Here is a 21,097-nt window from a genome sequence, read left to right on the forward strand (position 1 = left end):
AGTTTAGCACTTCTAATGCAAGCGGCAAAAAAATAGAGAGAAAACAAGAAGGGAGAGTTATTAATGCCGTAGCTAAACGAAAAGGAATGGTTGCTTACAAGGATTAAGCAAAAAATTGAGGCGATATTTATAACCGATTATCGGTATCTAATATAGAAGGAATGCTTTTAGTATTTGTAGCAATTCCTGAAAGAATTAAATGGAGGATTTATGAAAGAACAAAAAGGCAAGAAGCAGAAGACATATATATCTATTCGATTAAATATAATGTTCCTTTGTATATTTGTACTATTCTCAGCTATTATTATGCAGCTAGGAAAAGTACAAATCGTTGAGGGAGAGGCTTATAAGAACCAAGTGGAAAGTAGTCAAAATGCAATAACTAGTATTCCAGTTCCGCGTGGACAAATTTTAGATCGAGAAGGGAAAACAGTCGTTAATAATAAATCTCTTCGCACAATTACGTATACAAGGGGAAAGGGGATTACGAATGAAGATATTTTAAAAACAGCAAATGACTTGGCGAAAGTACTTGAAATGCCTGAACAAGATATAAATAAATTAACAGATATCGATAAAAAAGATTTTTGGATGCAGTTGAATTCGAAACGTGCGGAGACAAAGATTACTAAGAAAGATATAGAAAAGTTTAAAGAAAAGGGTATAGAGGGGAAAGAGTTAGATAAAAAAATAGAAGACTTAAGACGAGGTCGCGTTACAGAGGTAGAATTAGCAGAATTAACAGCACAAGATTTAAAGGTGTTAGCTATTAAAAGTAAAATGAGTTCAGGTTATCAACTAACACCACAAATTATAAAAAAAGATGTAACAGATGAAGAGTATGCGCGGATAAGCGAAAATCTTGGGGATTTTCCAGGAGTAGATGCAACTGTTGATTGGGAACGTAATTATGTAAATGGTAATTTATTTCGTTCTATCTTAGGAAATATTACGAGTAGTGAAGAAGGATTACCGAAAGAAAATTTAGATTCTTATTTAGTACGTGGATATAACCGTAATGATCGTGTTGGAAAAAGTTATATTGAACAACGATATGAAGATGTATTACACGGCACAAAAGAAGAAGTGAAAAATATTACTGATAAATCAGGAAACATTGTTAGCACAGAAATAATCTCTAAAGGAAAAAGTGGTAATAGTTTAACATTAACGATTGATATGGAATTACAAAAGAAAGTGGAAGAAAGTATAGAGAAAAACTTGAGAGCTTTTAAGAGTTCAGAGCCACTGCTCGATCGAGCTTTTGTTGTCATGACAAATCCAAATAACGGACAAATTTTATCTATGGCAGGCAAAAAGATTGTAGAAAAAGAAGGGAAAATAGAGGTTGAGGATTTGGCGTTAGGTAACATGACAACTTCGTATGAGCTAGGGTCAGCTGTAAAAGGTGCTACTTTATTAACTGGATATGAGACAGGGGCAATACATCCAGGAGATCAATTTTATGACGCGCCGATGAAATTTAAAGGTACACAAGCTAAAAAATCGTGGAATGTATCCGGATTTGGTAATATTAATGATTTACGAGCTTTACAAGTATCTTCGAATGTATACATGTTCCAGACAGCTTTAAAAATTGCGGGAGTTAATTACGTACCAAATGGCTCATTGGATATTAAACAAGGAGCATTTGATACGATGCGCTATTATTTCAAGCAATTTGGTTTAGGTGTCCCAACAGGTATTGATTTACCGAATGAAATAATTGGACAAACGAGAAAAGTAGATAGTCAACCTGGTTTTTTACTAGATTTTTCTATCGGTCAGTATGATACGTATACGCCGTTGCAATTAGCGCAATATATTTCAACGATTGCGAATGGTGGTTATAGAATGCAACCTCAAATTGTACAAGAAATACGAGAACAATCAATAAAAGAAGAGGTTGGCAAAGTTATACGGTCCATAGAGCCTGTCGTATTAAATCGAATTGATATGAAGAAAGAACATATTGATCGGATAAAAGAAGGGTTTAGATGGGTATTCCAAGAAGGTGATGGAACTGGCGTGAAGTATTTCAAAAACGCGCCATATAAACCAGCAGGAAAGACAGGAACAGCCCAAACTGTATATGGTGGAGATGACCCGATTGGCAGAAATGCAAAAGGAGAACGTATGGAATGTTACAACTTAACGTTAATTGGATATGCTCCATATGATAATCCAGAAGTAGCATTTTCTGTAGTAGTTCCATGGCTTCATGATGATAAAAATGGAATTAATTCTATAATTGGAAAGGAAGTTTTAGATGTATACTTTGATTTGAAACAGCAACGTATACATGGTGAATCTACTAGTACAGGTAGTTCTAAGCAAAATTAAGATACTTTTCTCAGGGAAGAGAACCTGTTTGTATAAAGCCATTTATAAGAAAAAAATAAAATGTGAAATAAGAGATAGCGGCGATCATAGCTACTATCTCTTATTTTGTTAATAACTCTCATACTAGCTATAAAATTTTTTTCAGTTTATGGAACAAATTTGGTTCGGTGATTGTCTATTATGTGTACGTATAAAAAGGTGCTAAAAATTTGGAAGGAATGATGATTTTGAAAAATAAGAGGATGCTAAAAATAGGAATATGCGTTGGTATATTAGGTTTAAGTCTTACAAGCCTAGAAGCTTTTACAGGAGGGGCACTGCAAGTTGAAGCGAAAGAAAAGACTGGACAAGTGAAACATAAAAATCAGGCGACGCATAAAGAGTTCTCTCAACTTGAGAAAAAATTTGATGCTCGATTAGGTGTATATGCGATTGATACTGGTACAAATCAAACAATCTCTTATCGATCTAACGAAAGATTTGCCTTCGCATCAACCTACAAGGCTTTAGCAGCAGGAGTATTACTACAGCAAAACTCAATTGATTCATTAAATGAAGTAATCACATATACGAAAGAAGACTTAGTGGATTATTCACCTGTTACAGAGAAACATGTAGATACTGGAATGAAACTAGGAGAAATTGCTGAGGCAGCTGTTCGTTCAAGTGATAATACTGCAGGGAACATTTTATTTAATAAAATAGGAGGACCTAAAGGATATGAAAAAGCGCTTAGGCATATGGGGGATCGGATTACTATGTCTGATCGCTTTGAAACAGAATTAAACGAAGCTATTCCAGGAGACATTCGTGACACTAGTACAGCGAAAGCTATTGCTACGAATCTTAAAGCTTTTACGGTCGGAAATGCACTTCCTGCTGAAAAACGTAAAATTCTTACAGAGTGGATGAAAGGAAATGCTACAGGAGACAAACTTATTCGTGCAGGCGTACCAACTGACTGGGTAGTTGGAGATAAATCAGGTGCTGGCAGTTACGGGACAAGAAATGATATTGCTATCGTTTGGCCTCCAAATAGAGCACCAATTATCATCGCAATTTTATCTAGTAAAGATGAGAAAGAGGCAACTTATGATAATCAACTCATTGCAGAGGCAACTAAAGTTATAGTTAAGGCTCTTAGGTAATAGTATTTTAGTTTTCGCATTTTTAACATGAAAGTATTAAAAGTATAAAGTTAGAAAACGACTCTTTTCGTGTGATAAGAGTCGTTTTTGTATTCTTATTATTAAAAAGGTAAAAGTAAAAATATAACGAATATATATGACATATCTCATATGAAATTTCATGTACTGTATTATTTTATTAATTTAAATAAATTTCAAGAAAGTATAATATAATTCAGTTAGCATATAGAAGTGTTTGATGAGAATGTAAAGGAGAAAATATGAAAAAGAAGATTAATAGAATTGTAATGATTATTTGTATATTAGTAGGTTTTACAATCTTTTTATATTTACAGAACAATTTAATAAGTATAACTGAGATTAAAATAACCTCTAGTAAAATACCATCCTCTTTTAAAGGGTATAAAATTCTACAAATTTCAGACTTACACAATAAAAAATTTGGCGATAATCAAGATGTGTTAATTCAAAAAATGAAAAGTATAGACCCAGATATTATTGCAATTACGGGTGATTTAATTGACAGTAAATCATACGATGCAGAAGTTAGTATGCAATTAATACGAGAAATGGTAAAGAAGTATCCTGTATATTTTGTGACAGGAAACCATGAACAATGGTCTGGAAAGTATAACAGTTTAGAAAAAGAGTTGAAGAAATATGGTGTCAATGTTTTAAGGAATGAACATGTAGGCATTCGAAAGGGTGAGCAAGAGATAAACTTGCTAGGTATTGATGATCCAGAGTTTGGTACTGGAAACCGTGATGAAGGAAATATTATAATAGATGAAATTAAAAAAGCAAAAATTGAAATGCAGCCAGATAAATATAATGTATTATTATCCCACAGGCCTGAATTTATAAAGGAATATACGAATGAGCGGTTGGATTTGGTTTTATCGGGACATGCTCATGGAGGGCAAGTTAGATTGCCATTTATCGGTGGATTAGTTGCTCCAAATCAAGGTGTTTTACCTAAATATACAGCGGGTTTATATGTAGAACAAAATACATCAATGGTAGTGAGTAGAGGATTAGGAAATAGTATCATTCCGCAAAGGATTTTGAATAGGCCAGAAATTGTAGTCGTGCAGCTAAATTAAGCTGTACGATTTTTTTTATATAAAAATGAGTAAAGGGGCTTTCTGTATTTTGCAGGAGTAAACATTACAATTTTGTTAAAAATTTTCTACGTTACATAAAGTAACAAAATTTGACCCTCAGTGTTTGTTATAGTGTAAATAATCAAAAAACTTAAAATTTGTCGAGTGAAAATTGTGATAAGTAATTCATATAAAAAACTTAAAGGGGTGTACACATGCATAAAGAATATGAAATTGAAGAATACACGGCGATTGAGGAACAAATCCATTATTATTGTAAATGTTTATTAGTAAGTCATCCTGATCAAATAATAAAGTATTTAGAAAAAAGGTTAGAAAAATATGCAGAAACATTACAATATGCACATTTATATCCTGACACAGTTATTTTACCGTTACAGCAATTAGTTATCGAATATTCTTTAGACGTTGCTAGAATTCGGAAGTATATGAATTTAAAAACGTAAAGTGAAATTTATAGTTTAAATGAAACAGAGTCGACTTTAGGAAATGAAATTCTAATGTCGACTCTGTTTCATTGTTTAATATCGGTGATTGAACATACATACTAATCAACGAAGTTTGACATATAATTAAGCAAGAGTAAAATAAAAGTGAGTACTCACTCATTTTTATTAGAAAAGGAGGATGAAACGTGCAACAACCTTCAATTATTTTACGGACTGTATCAAAAAGTTTTGGAAAAAAAGAAGTGTTACACAATCTTTCATTGCAAGTTGAAAAAGCAGAGATTTTTGGTTTTGTTGGACCTTCTGGATCGGGGAAAACAACGCTCATTAAAATGATTGCAGGTATTAATGAGGCAACGAAAGGTGAAGTGCTTGTTAATAATACTAATATGCCTAATTTAAATGAAATGAAACGAATTGGTTATATGGCCCAGGCGGATGCATTATACGAAGAATTGTCAGCATATGAAAATGCAGATTTTATAGCAACGATGTATGGACTAAAGGGAAAACGTAAAAAGACAAGAATTGCAGAGGTTTTTGAACTTGTACAATTGTCACAGTATATGAAAAAGCAAGTACAACAATTTTCAGGTGGAATGAAAAAACGCTTATCATTAGCAATAGCACTCCTTCACGAACCAGAAATATTAATTTTAGACGAGCCTACAGTGGGGATAGATCCGCTTCTTAGAAAAACGATTTGGGAAAAATTTTATGATCTTAAAAAGAAAGGCACAACGATTATTGTAACGACGCACATTATGGATGAAGCTGAATTTTGTGAGCGTCTAGGATTAATTAGAGAAGGGAAACTAGTTGCGGTTGGAACAACTGAAGAATTGAAAAAACGCGTGTCATCTGGACGGATTGAAGATGTCTTTTTGTTGGAAGAGGTGGTGTCATCATGAGAGTTACTGGTGTAATCATTCGTATTATTCGCCAATTTTTTCGAGATAAGCGTTCGTTAGCGATGATGTTTGGGGCACCAATGTTATTACTTTGGCTATTATCGCTAGTGTTTACACAAAAAGACTATATACCGCAAATTGCTGTTGTTGATATGCCCGCTCAAATAGTAAAAGTGATGAAAAATCAAGAAGCGTCAATTTATGAATACAGTAAAGAAAAGGCGATTTTTGAGTTGGAAAAACAAAAGGTAGATGCAGTATTTCGAATAGAGAATGGAAAAATGAAACTTCTGTTGGAAGGTAGTGATTCGTCAAAAAATCGTGCTGTACTTCAAGTATTGCAAAAAAGCACAGAGAAGAATGATGTATCGATTATGAAACCTGAAGTAAATTATTTACATGGCTCTAAAGACTTTACGATGTTTGATGGGCTTGGTCCTGTATTAATTGGTTTCTTTACATTTTTCTTTGTATTTATATTATCAGGTGTATCTTTCGTAAGAGAACGTTTAAGTGGTACGCTAGAAAGGTTATTATCCACCCCAGTAAGAAGATGGGAAATAGTCGCAGGTTATATTATTGGTTTTGGAATCTTTGCCTTTATACAATCCATTATTATCGTAAGTTTTTCCGTTTATATTTTAGATTTATACGTAGCTGGCTCCATATGGCTAACGTTACTTATTACATGTATGCTCTCTTTGACTGCACTAACATTAGGTACGTTTTTATCGGCATACGCAAATAATGAGTTTCAAATGATTCAATTTATACCGCTTGTTATTGTGCCACAAATCTTCTTTTCTGGATTGTTTCCAATGGAATCTATGAATCTACAAATGTTAGGGAAAGTATTTCCACTCACATACGGCGCTGACGCAATGAGACAAGTGATGATTCGGAATCAAGGGTTTACAGAGATTGTATTAGATCTTACTGTATTATTACTTTTTTCACTATTATTTGCAGTAGGAAATGTATTTGCTTTAAAGAAACATCGCAAAATATAATAATGACAAAAAGGAGCTTTATAAATGCAGAAGGATTGGCTGGAGGAATTAATAGCTGCAACTAATACGGATAAACGAAATGAACGTCAAATGCGTATATTAGAGGCGGCTGTTGATATGTTTGGAGAAAAAGGATACGCTTCAACTTCAACAAGTGAAATTGCAAAGCGTGCTGGTGTAGCGGAAGGAACCATCTTCCGCTACTATAAAACAAAAAAAGATTTATTACTAGCGGTCGTAATGCCAACTTTAACTAAGTTCGCTGCACCATTTTTCGTACAAACCTTTGCAAAAGAAATATTTAAATCGGATTATGAATCATACGAAGGACTTTTAAGGGTTGTAATTCATAATAGGTTTAAATTTGCTCAAAAACACTTTCCTATGATAAAAATATTAATTCAAGAGGTGCCATTCCAACTAGAACTGAAAAATGAAATACAGCAATTAGTAGAAACAGAACTGTTTTCACATTTCAAAAAGTTGATTGTGAAATTTCAAGAAGAAGGGGAAATTATTGAGATACCACCATCTTCCGTACTACGTCTTACTTTATCAGCTGTATTAGGTTTATTATTAACACGATTTTTATTATTGCCTGAAGAAAAATGGAATGATGAAGCGGAAATTGAAAATACGATTCAATTTATATTGTATGGATTAACTCCACGATTTTAATCGTTGAAGTGTGAATTACATACATTACTTTTAAGTAAAAATAAATCGCCTTTAAAAAGGCGATTTATTTTCATTATATATTTTTGATAAATAAGTACTTGCTTACTAAAAACATTCTAAATCAGCGTGTTTCTTTGTCTCTTCTTCTAAGACCTAATAATCCTGCTAGTCCTAATAAACCAAGCCAAGCCCAATTATTATTTTTATCACGATTATCATTTAAATCATTTGTTGTATTTACATTTCGAGTTCTTACATCATTATTAACTCTGTCTAAGTTATTGTCATTTACTCGAGTTGAAATATCAGTGTTATTAACTCTATTCATATTATTTCCATCGTATTCAGCTTGCGTAGATGTACCTAAAAACATAATAGATAGTGCTAAAACACTTAAAATAGATGATAATTTCTTTTTCATAACAATCCCTCCTTTCTTAATCATTAATTTCTCCGAAGCATGTGTGTATTATTCATTTCACAATATCTAAACCCTCATTAATAGGGCGCACATTTATAGAAAATAGAGTTGAATGATTGTTAATATATCATTGGATATATATTTCTCATAAAAATAACTGAATCAAACTTTGCTTAAAATGTTAATCTTAGTACAATTTATATTATACGGGCTAGCAATAAGGAGGTAATAAGATGCGACAATTTGCAAAACCTACAATCGTCGTAAGTAAATGTTTAGAATTTGATGCTTGTCGTTATAATGGAGAGATGATTCCAGATGTAACAATACGAAATTTGCAGCCATTTGTTACATTTATACCTGTTTGTCCAGAAGTGGAGATTGGATTGGGGACTCCTCGTGAAACGATACGAATTGTAGAAGAAAATGGTGAGAATAGACTTGTGCAACCGTCGACACGAGAAGATGTAACTGAAAAAATGGAGCAGTTTTCAAATGACTTTTTACAAACGATACCGGATGTGGATGGTTTTATTTTAAAGAATCGTTCACCAAGTTGTGGTACGCGTGATGTGAAAATTTATTCTGGTTTTGAAAAAGCGCCAGCAAAGGGAAAAGGAGCTGGCTTATTTGGCGGAGCAGTAGTAAAAAAATTTTCGCATCTTCCTATTGAAGAGGAAGGTAGATTGTCGAATTTTATTATTAGAGAGCATTTCTTTACAAGGTTATTTACAATCGCATATTACAAAATGATTAAACACAATAAAAATATGAAAGAACTTGTATCGTTTCAGTCGGACAATAAATATTTATTTATGGCATATAATCAGGTGAAACAAAAGGAATTAGGTCGTATAATTGCAAATCAAAAAAATGAAAAGATTGAAGTGGTATTTGAAAACTATGAGAAGACTTTATATGAATTATTTATGCGTGCGCCCCGTTATACATCGAATGTAAATGTATGCGAGCACATTTTTGGATATTTTAAAACAAAGTTAAAAAAACAAGAAAAAGATCATTTTATAGAACTGTTACAAAAGTATGCAGAAAAGAAAATACCACTTAGTAGTTTACTTACAATATTAAAATCATGGGCTATTCGATTTGATGAAAAGTATTTATTAAGACAAACGTATTTCGAACCATACCCTGAAGCATTAGTAGAAATTTCTGATTCGGGAAAAGGTAGAGATTATTAAACAATAAATTACATAATTCGACACAAAATCTCCTATGTTGTTGTAGAACAATGTAGGAATTTTTTTGTGCATTAGTACAGAATCTGTTTTAAAATTAAGTTATGACAGAATTGTAGCAATTGTCTAACTAATATTCTTGTCTTTTAAGTTGTTATGTTTGTAGTAGAAACTCGCACGCTGTCGAAACTCAATATTCGATAAGGGGTGTGTAGCGGAATGGAATTTACTCTAACTCGCGAAAAACAAATGATTAAAGAAATGGTACGTGACTTTGCTGAAAAGGAAATCGCACCGAAAGCTGTATATTATGACAAAACTGCAGAGTTTCCATATGAAACATTTCAAAAAATGGGCGAACTAGGATTATTAGGCATCCCATTCCCAGAAGAATATGGAGGTTCAGGTGGCGATACGGTATCGTATGCGTTAGCAGTTGAAGAAATTGGTCGCGCTTGTGGTGGCACCGGTTTAAGCTATGCTGCAACAATTTCATTAGGTGCTTCTCCAATTTATTATTTCGGTACAGAAGAACAAAAACAAAAGTATTTAGTTCCAATGGCGTCAGGTAAAACATTAGGTGCCTTCGGATTAACGGAGCCGAATGCTGGATCAGATGCAGGTGGTACTCAAACGAAAGCGGTATTAGATGGTGATGAGTATGTAATCAGTGGTGAGAAGTGTTGGATTACAAACGCAGAGTATGCAAATACAATTATTGTAACCGCTGTCAACGGTATTGAAGAGAATGGTAGAAAACGTATTTCTGCATTTATCGTGCCTACTACGAGTGAAGGATTAACGATTTCAAGTCCTTACGATAAGATGGGTGTTCGCGCTTCTAATACTTGTGAAATCGTACTTGATGGCGTTCGTGTACCGAAAGAAAATATTCTTGGTGATGTAAATAAAGGCTTTAAACAATTTTTATATACACTTGATGGAGGGCGTATTTCAATCGCAGCATTGGCAGTTGGTATTGCGCAATCAGCCTTTGAACGTGCATTACAATATGCGAAAGAACGTCAACAATTTGGAAAGTCAATCTCTAATTTCCAAGCGATTCAATTTAAATTAGCTGATATGGCGACTGAAGTAGAGCTAGCACGCAATTTAGTACATAAAGCAGCTTGGTTAAAAGATAACGATAAACCTTTCGGCAAAGAAGCGGCAATGGCAAAACTATTTGCATCGGAAGCAGCAAGCCGTATTGCGAATCAAGCAGTACAGATTCATGGTGGATATGGTTATATGCGTGAATATGAAGTTGAACGACATATTCGTGATGCGAAACTATTAGAAATTGGTGAAGGAACTTCTGAAATTCAACGTCTCGTAATTGCTAGACATTTAGGATGTAGATAAAAGGAGGAATCACTATGTTTCAAAAAATATTAATTGCGAATCGCGGGGAAATTGCTGTTCGTATTATGAAAACTTGTCAAAAACTTGGCATTCGCACTGTTGCTATTTATTCTGAAGCAGATGAAAATGCCCTTCATGTGAAGATGGCAAATGAAGCTTACTTAGTAGGTGGACCGCGTGTTCAAGAAAGTTATTTAAACCTTGAAAAAATTATTGAAATAGCTAAGAAGACAAATGCAGAAGCGATTCATCCGGGTTATGGTTTATTATCAGAGAATCCGTCTTTTCCGGTTCGCTGCAAAGAAGAAGGAATCGTATTTATCGGTCCTTCAGAAGAAATCATTACGAAGATGGGAAGTAAAATTGAATCACGTATCGCAATGCAAGCAGCAGATGTACCAGTAGTCCCAGGTATTACTACAAATATTGAAACTGCTGAAGAAGCAATTGAAATTGCAAAACAAATTGGTTATCCATTAATGCTTAAGGCATCCGCAGGCGGCGGAGGCATTGGTATGCAGTTGATGGAAACTGAGCAAACGCTCACCAAAGCGTTTGAAAGTAATAAAACAAGAGCGCAAAACTTCTTCGGTAACGGAGAAATGTATTTAGAGCGATATATAGCAGATGCGCATCATATTGAAATTCAGCTTTTAGCAGATACACATGGTAACACAGTGTATTTATGGGAGCGTGAATGTTCGGTACAGCGCCGAAATCAAAAAGTAATCGAAGAAGCACCTTCACCATTTTTAGATGAAGGTACACGAAAGGCGATGGGAGAAGTTGCTGTACAAGCTGCCAAAGCACTTGGCTATACAAATGCAGGTACAGTTGAGTTTCTTGTAGATAATCAGAAAAATTTCTATTTCTTAGAAATGAATACGAGATTACAAGTAGAGCATCCAGTGACAGAAGAAATTACGGGATTAGACCTTGTAGAACAGCAACTCCTTATCGCAAGTGGAGAGAAACTATCATTTACTCAGGATGATGTAAAACGTAGTGGTCATGCCATTGAAGCTCGTATTTATGCAGAGGATCCGAAAACATTCTTCCCGTCACCTGGGAAAATTACAGATTTAACATTACCGTCAAATGTACGAATTGATCACTTCTTAGAAAATCATGTAACGATTACACCTTTCTATGATCCAATGATTGCGAAAGTCATTGCACATGGCGAGACTCGTGAAGAAGCAATTTCGAAATTACATGATGCTCTAGAAGAATTAAAAGTAGAAGGTATTAAAACGAACACGCCAATGCTACTGCAAGTTTTGGAAGACGAAGTGTTCAAAGAGGGTATTTATACAACGGGTTTTGTAACGAAACAACTCGTTAAAAAATAAGATCTAACAATATTAAGGGGGAAAAAATGATGACGAAAGTATACGCATCGATGGCAGGAAACGTTTGGAAGATTGTTGTAGGAGTAGGAGATACAGTAGAGGAAGAGCAGGATGTCGTCATTTTAGAATCTATGAAAATGGAAATTCCAATCATTTCAGAAGAAGCCGGCACAGTTATGAAAATTAATGTGCAAGAAGGCGATTTTGTAAATGAAGGAGATGTATTATTAGAAATTGAATAGGGAGATATAGGGGGAAGCGAATTGAAACTACCTAATTTTGCTGTCATTAAAGAAGTAGGACCACGTGATGGTTTACAAAATGAAAAAAAGATTGTTGGCACAAAAGATAAAGTAAAATGGATTCAACTACTTACAGAAGCAGGATTGTCGTATGTTGAAGTTTCCTCATTCGTTCACCCAAAATGGGTCCCAGCATTAGCGGATGCAAATGATGTGTTTTCTGAGCTGAAAAGGGATCCAAATGTTACATATGCTGCGCTTGTTCCGAACCAAAATGGTTTGGAACGAGCTTTTTTGCAAAATGTAGATGAGGTGAATGTTTTTTTATCAGCAAGTGAATCTCATAATAAAAGTAATATTAATAAATCGATTAAAGAAGCGTTAGTTGTAATCGAAGATATAACAAAACAGGCATTATTCGAAGGGAAAAAGGTAAGAGGCTATGTTTCTACTGTATTTGGATGTCCTTATGAAGGGGATATAAGTGTCCCAGCAGTTGACGAATTATGTAATCAACTATTTTCATACGGCATTTATGAAGTTTCTCTTGGGGATACAATCGGTGTAGCGAATCCATTACAAGTAGAACAAGTATTAGAACATCTATTAAAGAAGTATGATGCTTCGCAGTTTGCCATGCATTTTCATAATACGTATGGAATGGCTCTAGCAAATGTAGTTAAATCATTAGAATACGGTATTACAACATTTGATAGTTCTTGTGGTGGACTCGGGGGCTGCCCTTATGCACCAGGAGCATCAGGTAATGTTGCTACTGATGACCTAGTACATATGCTCCATAAATTAGGAGTTCAAACGAATATAGACGAAGAAAAGTTATTGCGAGCTAGTCAATTTATTCAAAGTAAGCTAAATATCCAATTACCGAGTCATGTGTATAGAGCGCTTCAACATAAAACGATAAGTAGGTGAGAAGATGCTACAATTACAAAACATTTCAGTTGATTATGTAACACCTCACGTTGTAAAGATTTCGTTATATCGTGAAAGACAAGCAAACTCATTATCTTTAGCGTTATTAGAAGAGTTACAAAACATATTAACTCAAATAAGTGAAGAGTCCAATACGCGTGTAGTTATTCTAACAGGTGCTGGTGAAAAAGCATTTTGTGCTGGTGCTGATTTAAAAGAACGTGCTGGTATGAATGAGGAACAAGTTCGCCATGCTGTTAGTATGATTCGCACGACTATGGAGATGGTTGAACAATTACCACAGCCAGTTATTGCTGCTATAAATGGAATCGCACTTGGTGGTGGTACGGAATTAAGTTTAGCTTGTGATTTTAGAATTGCTGCTGAATCTGCAAGTCTTGGTCTTACTGAAACGACACTTGCAATTATACCAGGAGCGGGTGGTACACAGCGCTTACCGAGATTAATTGGTGTTGGTAGAGCGAAAGAATTAATTTATACAGGTAGACGTATTTCAGCGCAAGAAGCAAAAGAATATGGTTTAGTAGAATTTGTTGTACCAGCTAATTTACTTGAAGAGAAAGCGATTGAAATAGCAGAGAAAATTGCTAGTAATGGACCTATTGCTGTTCGATTAGCAAAAGAGGCAATTTCAAATGGTATTCAAGTTGATTTACATACCGGATTACAAATGGAAAAACAAGCGTATGAAGGTGTAATCCATACGAAAGATAGATTAGAAGGATTACAAGCATTCAAGGAAAAACGCACACCAACGTATAAGGGGGAGTAAATATGTTAGATCAAAAACAACAATCTAATTCATTTGAAGAACGAGTTGAAACGATTAAACAAGGCGGCGCACCAAAGTATCATGAACAAAATAAAGCAAAAGGAAAATTATTTGTTCGAGATCGTTTAGCGCTTCTATTTGATAATGGCGAATATGTAGAAGATGCATTATTTGCTAACTGTGAACAAACAGGCTTACCTGCGGACGGCGTTGTAACGGCAACGGGTAAAATACATGGTCGTACTGCATGTGTAATGGCCAATGATTCTACTGTAAAAGCTGGATCATGGGGATCACGCACAGTTGAAAAGATTTTACGTATTCAAGAAACAGCTGAAAAACTACGTGTTCCGTTATTTTATTTAGTCGACTCTGCTGGAGCGCGCATTACAGATCAAGTAGAAATGTTCCCAGGGCGCCGTGGTGCAGGAAGAATCTTCTATAATCAAGTGAAATTATCAGGTAAAGTTCCTCAAGTATGCTTATTATTTGGACCTTCTGCAGCTGGTGGTGCCTATATTCCAGCCTTTTGCGACGTTGTAATGATGGTAGAAGGAAATGCATCTATGTATTTAGGATCTCCTCGTATGGCTGAGATGGTTATCGGTGAGAAGGTAACTTTAGAAGAGATGGGCGGAGCTCGTATGCATTGCTCTGTATCAGGATGCGGAGATGTTTTATGCAAGACAGAAGAAGATGCGATTACACAAGCAAGACAATACATTTCATATTTTCCAAATAACTACTTAGAAAAGACTCCATTGGTTACACCTCAAGAACCGAAACAATTCGATAAAACGTTAGAACAAATCATTCCAGAAAATCAAAATGCTCCTTTCAATATGAAAGATCTCATTAATAGAGTTATTGATGAAGGTTCATTCTATGAAGTAAAAAAATTATTTGCTCAAGAGCTAATTACAGGCTTAGCACGTATTGATGGTAAGCCAGTTGGTATTATTGCAAATCAGCCGCGTATGAAGGGCGGCGTATTATTCCATGATTCAGCTGATAAAGCTGCTAAGTTTATTAATTTATGTGATGCATATCATATTCCATTATTATTCCTTGCGGATGTACCAGGATTTATGATTGGAACAAAAGTAGAGCGTGCTGGTATTATTCGCCATGGTGCAAAAATGATTTCTGCAATGAGTGAAGCAACTGTACCGAAGATTTCTATCGTTGTTCGTAAAGCATATGGTGCTGGTTTATATGCGATGGCAGGTCCAGCATTTGAACCAGATTGCTGCCTGGCATTACCGACAGCCTCTATTGCGGTAATGGGTCCAGAAGCTGCGGTTAATGCTGTATATGCAAATAAAATTGCAGCTTTACCAGAAGAAGAGCGTGCTAGCTTCATTGCTGAAAAACGTGAAGAGTATAAGAAAGATATTGATATTTATCATTTAGCATCAGAGATGGTGATTGATGGTATTGTTCATCCAAACAATTTACGTGAAGAATTAAAAGGACGTTTCGAAATGTATATGAGTAAATATCAAGTATTCACGGATCGTAAACATCCTGTATATCCAGTTTAAAAGCCCTATTTAGGGCTTTCTTGCTCAAAAAGTTAAGGAGGGGAAAACATTGAAACAAGCAGTTTGGTTTCCAACAGAAGAGTACAAGGAAAAAACACGTTTATATGGTTGGATGAAATCATTGGGATATGAAGATTATGAAACTTTTTATAATAAATCTATCGAGGAAACAGCTTGGTTTTGGGGAGAGGCAGAAAAGGCAGTAGGCTATCAATGGATGAAACCTTATACAGAAGTGTTAGATTTAGAAAATGGTACACCGTTTGCACAGTGGTATAATGGCGGAACATGTAACGTTGTAGAATCAGCTTTATCCCGCTGGCTTGCGGATGAAGAGACGAGAATACAGCCAGCACTTCAGTACGAAGGGGAAAATGGAACTTCAAAATCATTTACATATGAAGAGCTTGACAACTGGGTAAGTCGTGTTGCAAATGGTTTGAAACACGCGGGTATTGAGAAAGGTGACCGTGTAACAATTTATATGCCGATGATTCCAGAAACAGTTGTTGCGATGCTAGCTGTAATGAAAATCGGAGCAATTATTTCACCAATATTCTCAGGCTTTGCGTCTGATGCAGTCATGACACGTGTGCAAGCGGCAGGTTCAAAAATGATTATTACCGCAGATGGATTTTCACGCCGCGGTAAAATTGTTTCTTTAAAAGATGAAGTAGATAAAGCTTGTGAGTATTGCCCAACTGTTGAAAAAGTTGTTATCGTTCGTCATGCAGGAAATGATTTTACACCACATAACTATGATTTTTCGTGGAGTACGCTAGAAAAAGAAAAACCATTCATACATGCCGAGGAAATGCAAAGTGATGATCCATTAATGCTCATTTATACATCAGGAACGACTGGTAAGCCGAAAGGAACAGTACACACGCATGCAGGATTTCCTTTGAAAGCAGCTTTTGATGCAGGATTTGGAATGAATATTAAACAAGGTGATCGTGTATTATGGGTAACTGATATGGGCTGGATGATGGGGCCGTTTCTATTATTCGGTTCACTCATTAATGGAGCAACGATGGTTATGTACGAAGGTGTTCCAGACTTCCCAGAAGCAGACCGGTTATGGGAGACAGTTGATAAATATGAGATTACTCATCTAGGTATTTCGCCAACGTTAATCCGAGCATTGATGGCAAAAGGTGATGAGTATGTCAATAAACATTCTTTAAAGAGTTTGGAAGTATTCGCATCAACAGGAGAACCTTGGAATCCTGATCCATGGATGTGGCTGTTTGAAACAGTTGGAAAAGGAAATGTCCCAATCTGTAACTACTCAGGTGGAACTGAAATCTCTGGTGGGATTTTCGGTAATGTTCTTATTAAGCCAATAGCACCGATTAGTTTTAACGCATCTTTACCAGGAATGGCAGCTGTCGTACTGGATGATCAAGGTAAACCAATTCGAGATGAAGTCGGAGAATTATGCTTAGAGAAACCTTGGGTAGGTATGACGAAAAGCTTCTGGGAAGATGATGAACGTTACGTAAACACATATTGGTCGCGTTTTGAAAATAAATGGGTCCACGGTGACTGGGTCATTTACGATGGTGAACAATATATCATCACAGGGCGTTCAGACGATACGTTAAATATTGCAGGTAAACGTATTGGACCTGCTGAATATGAATCTATTCTTGTGAAACATAACGATGTAATCGAAGCTGCTGCAATTGGTGTACCTGACGAAGTAAAAGGTGAAGTTTGTCATTGTTTTGTAGTGTTAAGAGACCATGTAACATTCACAGGGGAATTAAAGAAAGAATTAATGAGTTTAGTAAACTCTCATATTGGAAAAGCGTTGTGTCCTAAAGACATCCACGTTGTAGAAGATTTACCGAAAACACGTAATTCTAAAGTAATGCGCCGTGTTATTAAAGCAGCTTACTTAGGAAAAGAATTAGGTGATTTATCATCACTTGTAAATCCTGAAGTAGTTCCGTTTATTCAGGGGTTACAGTCTAGTAAATTATAAAATTAGAAAGGATCTCTATATAAATAGAGCTCCTTTTTTATGTTTATAAAAAGAGAAGAAGTGAAGTTGATGAAGAAGAAAAATTTTACTATTAGTGTTAAGTATGTTTTTTAGTTTTTATCAAAATACGATATTATGGAATGTCTATTCAATGGAGAAATACTAATTTACAACAACAAGGTGATGACAAAGCGTGACTGCTTATATGTCTGTTCAAACCTTTACGTGTTAATATATAAAAAGCTGACTATAAGCAGTCAGCTTTTTATATATTACATTCTAGTATTTATCTCGCTATTTGCCGGGCAGTAATGCCCCCACCTAAAAATTCAGCGAAAGCAAGGAAGTAGGTGAGGGATCAACTTTCCGGAAAAGCCCGATTGGTTCCAAAAGACATATTCTTTCCTTTACGTTGACATTAAAAATATTACCAATTTTTTCTTTTACAATGGCAACAAATAAAGAAACATTTACAACGACACTTATTTCGTTTAGAACTCCAATCATCATCACGATGACACTTTTCTTTAGATTTCCACCAATCATCATTACAATGCTTTTTCTGAGAACTCCAATTATCATCACAATGATGCTTTTCTTTAGATTTCCACCAATCATCACAACAATGCTTTTTCTGAGAACTCCAGCAATCATTTTTCCAGGACATTTATTTCTACCTCCTTTCAATAGTGTTCATATTATTCTATGTTTTAATAAAAAAATGGCTTGTTTATTAACCTACTATTTTATCTTTATATGATAGAGTGTCTTCTACTCGATATAGAATTCATACAAACTATGCTAATTTTTAAGAGAAAGTGGAGAGAACTACTACTAGTTATGGTATTTTTCAATAAACACTTGTTGAAGAAAATGTTCTGATTACAAATAATATCTTATTTTCAAGTACGCTTTTTAAATGTATATTTCACAATGAAAAATGGGAAATCCACAAATAAAGTCTATATATATGTGAGTTAATGGGAAAATCTAGTGTGTTTTTAAGGGGCGTCTTATTTAAAAGAAAAAAGGTTTGTTTTAGAAAGTGGTGTCTAAACATTAAATGGAGTAGGACTAAATTCACGGCCGCTCATTAAAAAGCTTTTAATTAGGAGAAGTCTGTTTTTATAATGAATAATGAAAAGAAAGTTTGGTACAATTGTTTGTTTTTTTCTTTTTATGTGTTTGCCTCGTACCCTTTTAAGCTAGTGGACATACTTTACTAATAGAAAGGATTAGGGGGTGAGGTATTGGGTTCTCGATTTAATAATTGTAAAAAGAAGTGTACATGTAAACAAGATGATTGTTGGGAAGTATTCGAAGAGTGTAAAAAAGAACAGCATGAGAAATGTGATAATTCTTGTGTACAAGGAATTAGAGATGAACTTAAGAAATTAATTAATCGAACAGTTCAAATTAATACAGAGGGACGTACTTATGTAGGTACTGTTTCGTCTGTAAGTTGTGATGTAGTTAGGCTTGCGGCTATTCCTGGATCGGTTGGAGTAATTATTTCCATTTGTAAAATTGAAGCAATTTTCCCACCTGTTACAACGGTTACTGCTGACTTTGATTTTAATGGTATTGATGTAGCAAACAAAGCATAATTATGCTGCTTTTTTGTAAAGCCATTCACATGAATGGCTTTATTTTAATTTCATATAAAAGGAGAATATATTCTTTATATAGAAATAAGTTTGAGGTTATAAAGCATGATGTACGAAAGGAGCAAGGAAGTGATTAAACTAGAAAGTTTTAAAAAATCTGATTTTAAACAATTAATAAATTGGATTAATTCCGAAGAATTTCTAATACAATGGTCAGGAAATGCATTCACATTCCCTTTAGACGAACAGCAATTAGAGAAGTATATAGAAAGTGCAAATACACTCGCTTTCAAAGTGGTAGATGAAGAGACTTCAGACGTTATTGGTCATATTTCGCTTGGGCAAATAGATAATATTAATAAGTCCGCTAGAATTGGAAAAGTATTAGTTGGTAATACGAAGATGAGAGGACGTTCTATAGGAAAACATATGATGAAAGCAGTACTTCATATTGCTTTTGACGAATTAAAACTACATAGAGTAACTCTTGGTGTGTATGATTTTAATACATCGGCCATTTCATGTTACGAAAAAATAGGGTTTGTAAAAGAAGGCTTATTAAGAGAGTCAAAAAGAGTAGGAGAAACGTATTGGAATTTATGGGAAATGAGTATGTTAGAATATGAATAGAAGAAGTAGCAACGATAGTAATTTATAATTATATTATGTTAACAAAGGGGCTTGGTGGGTATAGTGGATAATAAAACAAAAATAATTTCAATTGCAGCTGTTTCGGGGGGAGGTAAAACTACAATTACAGAAAGATTAAAGCATAAGTTTAAAAACTCAAAAGCTCTATATTTTGATAGTTATACATTTGATAACTCTCCTGCTGATATTTGTAAATGGATTGATGATGGGGCGAATTACAACGAGTGGGTATTAACACCATTAATTCATGATATTGAGCAACTTATACAAAATAATACCTTAGACTATATTATTGTAGATTATCCTTTTGCATACTTAAATAGTGAGATGCGAAAATTCATTGATGTAACTATATTTATTGATACGCCTTTAGATATTGCGATGGCTAGAAGGATTTTGCGAGATTTTAAGGAAGGTACAATAGATGAAATACATAATGATTTGGAACATTACATGACATATGCGAGAAAAGCTTATTTAGAGGCAATTCATACTGTTAAGCCGAATTCAGATATCATATTGGATGGTTCTTTATCTGTAAGTGAAATAATTAATCACGCTGTAGAGGAACTTGGCCGAAGAGAAGTGATTGTCAATGGTTAAATGTATAGAGGAATATATACAAGTTGCTGATTTTAAAATGTATACGAAAATATTCCAAGGAAAGAAGCAGCAGCCTGTTATTATATTGGAATCAGGCTATGGTGATTATTCGAAGGCATGGAATCAAACTGCTGAAGAACTGACGGAATATGGTACGGTACTTACATACGATCGGGCTGGATTAGGCAAAAGCGGGAAGAGTTCCAAGAAACGTATTAGTTCTGAAATGGTAAAAGATTTGAGAACATGCTTAAATCTTTTACAACTGAAGCCACCTTATATTTTTGTAGGACATTCTTTTGGTGGTATAAATGCACGTTTATTTACTGATTTTTATCCTGAAGATATGTTGGGAATAGTTTTGGTTGATTCGACACCAGAAAATTATAAAGAAGCATTTTTGCCAATCATGTCTCCAGAATTTCAAGAAGCTTACTATAAACAATTTGTACATGAAAGTTCTTATGAAGAGTTTATGTTTAGTCTGGGTGAAGCAGATAAATATTGTCAGTCGACGAGAGATATTCAACTCGTCGTGTTAGCTGCTGGTAAAAAAGCTTTTTATTCGCAAGATGCACAAATAAAATGGTTACAATTGCAAGAAGAATTATTAAGATTATCAAACAAAAATAAACTAATAAGTGCAGAACAAAGTGGTCATTATATTCAAAAAGATGAGCCACATTATATAACAGATGCTGTTAGGTGGATAATTGAAGTAAGGGAGAGATAAA

At 34.7% G+C, this 21,097-nt stretch carries 21 protein-coding genes; 19 read left to right on the top strand and 2 right to left on the bottom strand.

The window, feature by feature from the left end:
• The first annotated feature begins 210 nt into the window (after positions 1 to 210).
• From ACS2QP_RS06260 to ACS2QP_RS06290, 7 genes are all read left to right on the top strand, one after another.
• Positions 211 to 2,343: a peptidoglycan D,D-transpeptidase FtsI family protein gene (locus ACS2QP_RS06260; protein ID WP_153581030.1), complete on the top strand. Its 2,133-nt coding sequence runs from the start codon at positions 211 to 213 to the stop codon at positions 2,341 to 2,343.
• Between the two features lie 221 nt (positions 2,344 to 2,564).
• Complete coding sequence (bla, locus tag ACS2QP_RS06265; protein WP_119684194.1) at positions 2,565 to 3,491, top strand: class A beta-lactamase Bla1; 927 nt, start codon at positions 2,565 to 2,567, stop codon at positions 3,489 to 3,491.
• Between the two features lie 260 nt (positions 3,492 to 3,751).
• Positions 3,752 to 4,594, top strand: a complete 843-nt coding sequence (locus ACS2QP_RS06270; RefSeq protein ID WP_000727179.1) for a metallophosphoesterase — start codon at positions 3,752 to 3,754, stop codon at positions 4,592 to 4,594.
• Between the two features lie 215 nt (positions 4,595 to 4,809).
• A complete protein-coding gene (locus ACS2QP_RS06275; RefSeq protein ID WP_000548621.1) occupies positions 4,810 to 5,061 on the top strand; it encodes a hypothetical protein in 252 nt (83 codons plus the stop codon).
• Between the two features lie 188 nt (positions 5,062 to 5,249).
• On the top strand, positions 5,250 to 5,975 hold the full coding sequence (locus tag ACS2QP_RS06280; RefSeq protein WP_016081571.1) for an ABC transporter ATP-binding protein: 726 nt from the start codon (positions 5,250 to 5,252) through the stop codon (positions 5,973 to 5,975).
• Positions 5,972 to 6,985, top strand: a complete 1,014-nt coding sequence (locus ACS2QP_RS06285; RefSeq protein ID WP_326265316.1) for an ABC transporter permease — start codon at positions 5,972 to 5,974, stop codon at positions 6,983 to 6,985. The genes ACS2QP_RS06280 and ACS2QP_RS06285 overlap by 4 nt, the downstream gene beginning before the upstream one ends.
• A gap of 24 nt (positions 6,986 to 7,009) precedes the next feature.
• Entirely contained in the window at positions 7,010 to 7,663 is a 654-nt protein-coding gene (locus tag ACS2QP_RS06290; RefSeq protein WP_438882234.1) for a TetR/AcrR family transcriptional regulator, read from the top strand.
• A 121-nt stretch (positions 7,664 to 7,784) separates the two neighbouring features.
• On the opposite strand, the gene ACS2QP_RS06295 is transcribed toward ACS2QP_RS06290, so the two are convergent.
• Positions 7,785 to 8,084: a WGxxGxxG family protein gene (locus ACS2QP_RS06295; protein ID WP_000728157.1), complete on the bottom strand. Its 300-nt coding sequence runs from the start codon at positions 8,082 to 8,084 to the stop codon at positions 7,785 to 7,787.
• A 233-nt stretch (positions 8,085 to 8,317) separates the two neighbouring features.
• On the opposite strand from ACS2QP_RS06295, the gene ACS2QP_RS06300 reads away from it, so the two are divergent.
• The 8 genes from ACS2QP_RS06300 to ACS2QP_RS06335 all read left to right on the top strand — a co-directional run bounded on the left by ACS2QP_RS06300 (position 8,318) and on the right by ACS2QP_RS06335 (position 17,502).
• Positions 8,318 to 9,286, top strand: a complete 969-nt coding sequence (locus ACS2QP_RS06300; protein WP_001248638.1) for a YbgA family protein — start codon at positions 8,318 to 8,320, stop codon at positions 9,284 to 9,286.
• Positions 9,287 to 9,502: 216 nt separating this feature from the next.
• On the top strand, positions 9,503 to 10,648 hold the full coding sequence (locus tag ACS2QP_RS06305; RefSeq protein ID WP_000397279.1) for an acyl-CoA dehydrogenase: 1,146 nt from the start codon (positions 9,503 to 9,505) through the stop codon (positions 10,646 to 10,648).
• A gap of 14 nt (positions 10,649 to 10,662) precedes the next feature.
• Entirely contained in the window at positions 10,663 to 12,000 is a 1,338-nt protein-coding gene (locus tag ACS2QP_RS06310; protein ID WP_048558513.1) for an acetyl-CoA carboxylase biotin carboxylase subunit, read from the top strand.
• A 26-nt stretch (positions 12,001 to 12,026) separates the two neighbouring features.
• A complete protein-coding gene (locus ACS2QP_RS06315) occupies positions 12,027 to 12,242 on the top strand; it encodes an acetyl-CoA carboxylase biotin carboxyl carrier protein subunit (protein WP_001987345.1) in 216 nt (71 codons plus the stop codon).
• A 21-nt stretch (positions 12,243 to 12,263) separates the two neighbouring features.
• Positions 12,264 to 13,175: a hydroxymethylglutaryl-CoA lyase gene (gene mvaB, locus ACS2QP_RS06320; RefSeq protein WP_438882235.1), complete on the top strand. Its 912-nt coding sequence runs from the start codon at positions 12,264 to 12,266 to the stop codon at positions 13,173 to 13,175.
• 4 nt (positions 13,176 to 13,179) lie between these two features.
• On the top strand, positions 13,180 to 13,968 hold the full coding sequence (locus tag ACS2QP_RS06325; protein ID WP_000939818.1) for an enoyl-CoA hydratase: 789 nt from the start codon (positions 13,180 to 13,182) through the stop codon (positions 13,966 to 13,968).
• 2 nt (positions 13,969 to 13,970) lie between these two features.
• Positions 13,971 to 15,512, top strand: a complete 1,542-nt coding sequence (locus tag ACS2QP_RS06330; protein ID WP_000886744.1) for an acyl-CoA carboxylase subunit beta — start codon at positions 13,971 to 13,973, stop codon at positions 15,510 to 15,512.
• A 49-nt stretch (positions 15,513 to 15,561) separates the two neighbouring features.
• Positions 15,562 to 17,502 carry an AMP-binding protein gene (locus ACS2QP_RS06335; protein ID WP_332283197.1) on the top strand — a complete coding sequence of 647 codons (1,941 nt, stop codon included), beginning with the start codon at positions 15,562 to 15,564 and terminating at the stop codon, positions 17,500 to 17,502.
• Between the two features lie 321 nt (positions 17,503 to 17,823).
• On the opposite strand, the gene ACS2QP_RS06340 is transcribed toward ACS2QP_RS06335, so the two are convergent.
• Positions 17,824 to 18,189: a hypothetical protein gene (locus tag ACS2QP_RS06340; protein WP_066464229.1), complete on the bottom strand. Its 366-nt coding sequence runs from the start codon at positions 18,187 to 18,189 to the stop codon at positions 17,824 to 17,826.
• A 563-nt stretch (positions 18,190 to 18,752) separates the two neighbouring features.
• On the opposite strand from ACS2QP_RS06340, the gene ACS2QP_RS06345 reads away from it, so the two are divergent.
• The 4 genes from ACS2QP_RS06345 to ACS2QP_RS06360 all read left to right on the top strand — a co-directional run bounded on the left by ACS2QP_RS06345 (position 18,753) and on the right by ACS2QP_RS06360 (position 21,096).
• Positions 18,753 to 19,109, top strand: coding sequence for a hypothetical protein (locus ACS2QP_RS06345; protein WP_000535577.1), 357 nt, complete (start codon positions 18,753 to 18,755; stop codon positions 19,107 to 19,109).
• A 105-nt stretch (positions 19,110 to 19,214) separates the two neighbouring features.
• Positions 19,215 to 19,739: a GNAT family N-acetyltransferase gene (locus ACS2QP_RS06350; protein ID WP_332283193.1), complete on the top strand. Its 525-nt coding sequence runs from the start codon at positions 19,215 to 19,217 to the stop codon at positions 19,737 to 19,739.
• 63 nt (positions 19,740 to 19,802) lie between these two features.
• Positions 19,803 to 20,363, top strand: coding sequence for an AAA family ATPase (locus ACS2QP_RS06355; protein ID WP_053565506.1), 561 nt, complete (start codon positions 19,803 to 19,805; stop codon positions 20,361 to 20,363).
• Complete coding sequence (locus ACS2QP_RS06360; RefSeq protein WP_438882236.1) at positions 20,356 to 21,096, top strand: alpha/beta fold hydrolase; 741 nt, start codon at positions 20,356 to 20,358, stop codon at positions 21,094 to 21,096. Before ACS2QP_RS06355 ends, ACS2QP_RS06360 begins: the two co-directional genes overlap by 8 nt.
• Position 21,097: the final 1 nt, after the last annotated feature.

This window comes from Bacillus cereus group sp. Bce019 (assembly GCF_051781745.1).
Classification (GTDB): Bacteria; Bacillota; Bacilli; order Bacillales; family Bacillaceae_G; genus Bacillus_A; species Bacillus_A cereus.

What these genes read in the sequence shown, in the direction of transcription:
- ACS2QP_RS06315 (WP_001987345.1), top strand. Translation starts at nt 12,027, where the DNA reads ATGATGACGAAAGTATACGCATCGATGGCAGGAAACGTTTGGAAGATT.
- ACS2QP_RS06285 (WP_326265316.1), top strand. Translation starts at nt 5,972, where the DNA reads ATGAGAGTTACTGGTGTAATCATTCGTATTATTCGCCAATTTTTTCGA.
- ACS2QP_RS06330 (WP_000886744.1), top strand. Translation starts at nt 13,971, where the DNA reads ATGTTAGATCAAAAACAACAATCTAATTCATTTGAAGAACGAGTTGAA.
- ACS2QP_RS06275 (WP_000548621.1), top strand. Translation starts at nt 4,810, where the DNA reads ATGCATAAAGAATATGAAATTGAAGAATACACGGCGATTGAGGAACAA.
- ACS2QP_RS06325 (WP_000939818.1), top strand. Translation starts at nt 13,180, where the DNA reads ATGCTACAATTACAAAACATTTCAGTTGATTATGTAACACCTCACGTT.
- ACS2QP_RS06350 (WP_332283193.1), top strand. Translation starts at nt 19,215, where the DNA reads ATGATGTACGAAAGGAGCAAGGAAGTGATTAAACTAGAAAGTTTTAAA.
- ACS2QP_RS06260 (WP_153581030.1), top strand. Translation starts at nt 211, where the DNA reads ATGAAAGAACAAAAAGGCAAGAAGCAGAAGACATATATATCTATTCGA.
- ACS2QP_RS06270 (WP_000727179.1), top strand. Translation starts at nt 3,752, where the DNA reads ATGAAAAAGAAGATTAATAGAATTGTAATGATTATTTGTATATTAGTA.
- ACS2QP_RS06360 (WP_438882236.1), top strand. Translation starts at nt 20,356, where the DNA reads ATGGTTAAATGTATAGAGGAATATATACAAGTTGCTGATTTTAAAATG.
- ACS2QP_RS06295 (WP_000728157.1), bottom strand. Translation starts at nt 8,084, where the DNA reads ATGAAAAAGAAATTATCATCTATTTTAAGTGTTTTAGCACTATCTATT.
- ACS2QP_RS06290 (WP_438882234.1), top strand. Translation starts at nt 7,010, where the DNA reads ATGCAGAAGGATTGGCTGGAGGAATTAATAGCTGCAACTAATACGGAT.
- ACS2QP_RS06300 (WP_001248638.1), top strand. Translation starts at nt 8,318, where the DNA reads ATGCGACAATTTGCAAAACCTACAATCGTCGTAAGTAAATGTTTAGAA.
- bla (WP_119684194.1), top strand. Translation starts at nt 2,565, where the DNA reads ATGATTTTGAAAAATAAGAGGATGCTAAAAATAGGAATATGCGTTGGT.
- ACS2QP_RS06305 (WP_000397279.1), top strand. Translation starts at nt 9,503, where the DNA reads ATGGAATTTACTCTAACTCGCGAAAAACAAATGATTAAAGAAATGGTA.
- ACS2QP_RS06310 (WP_048558513.1), top strand. Translation starts at nt 10,663, where the DNA reads ATGTTTCAAAAAATATTAATTGCGAATCGCGGGGAAATTGCTGTTCGT.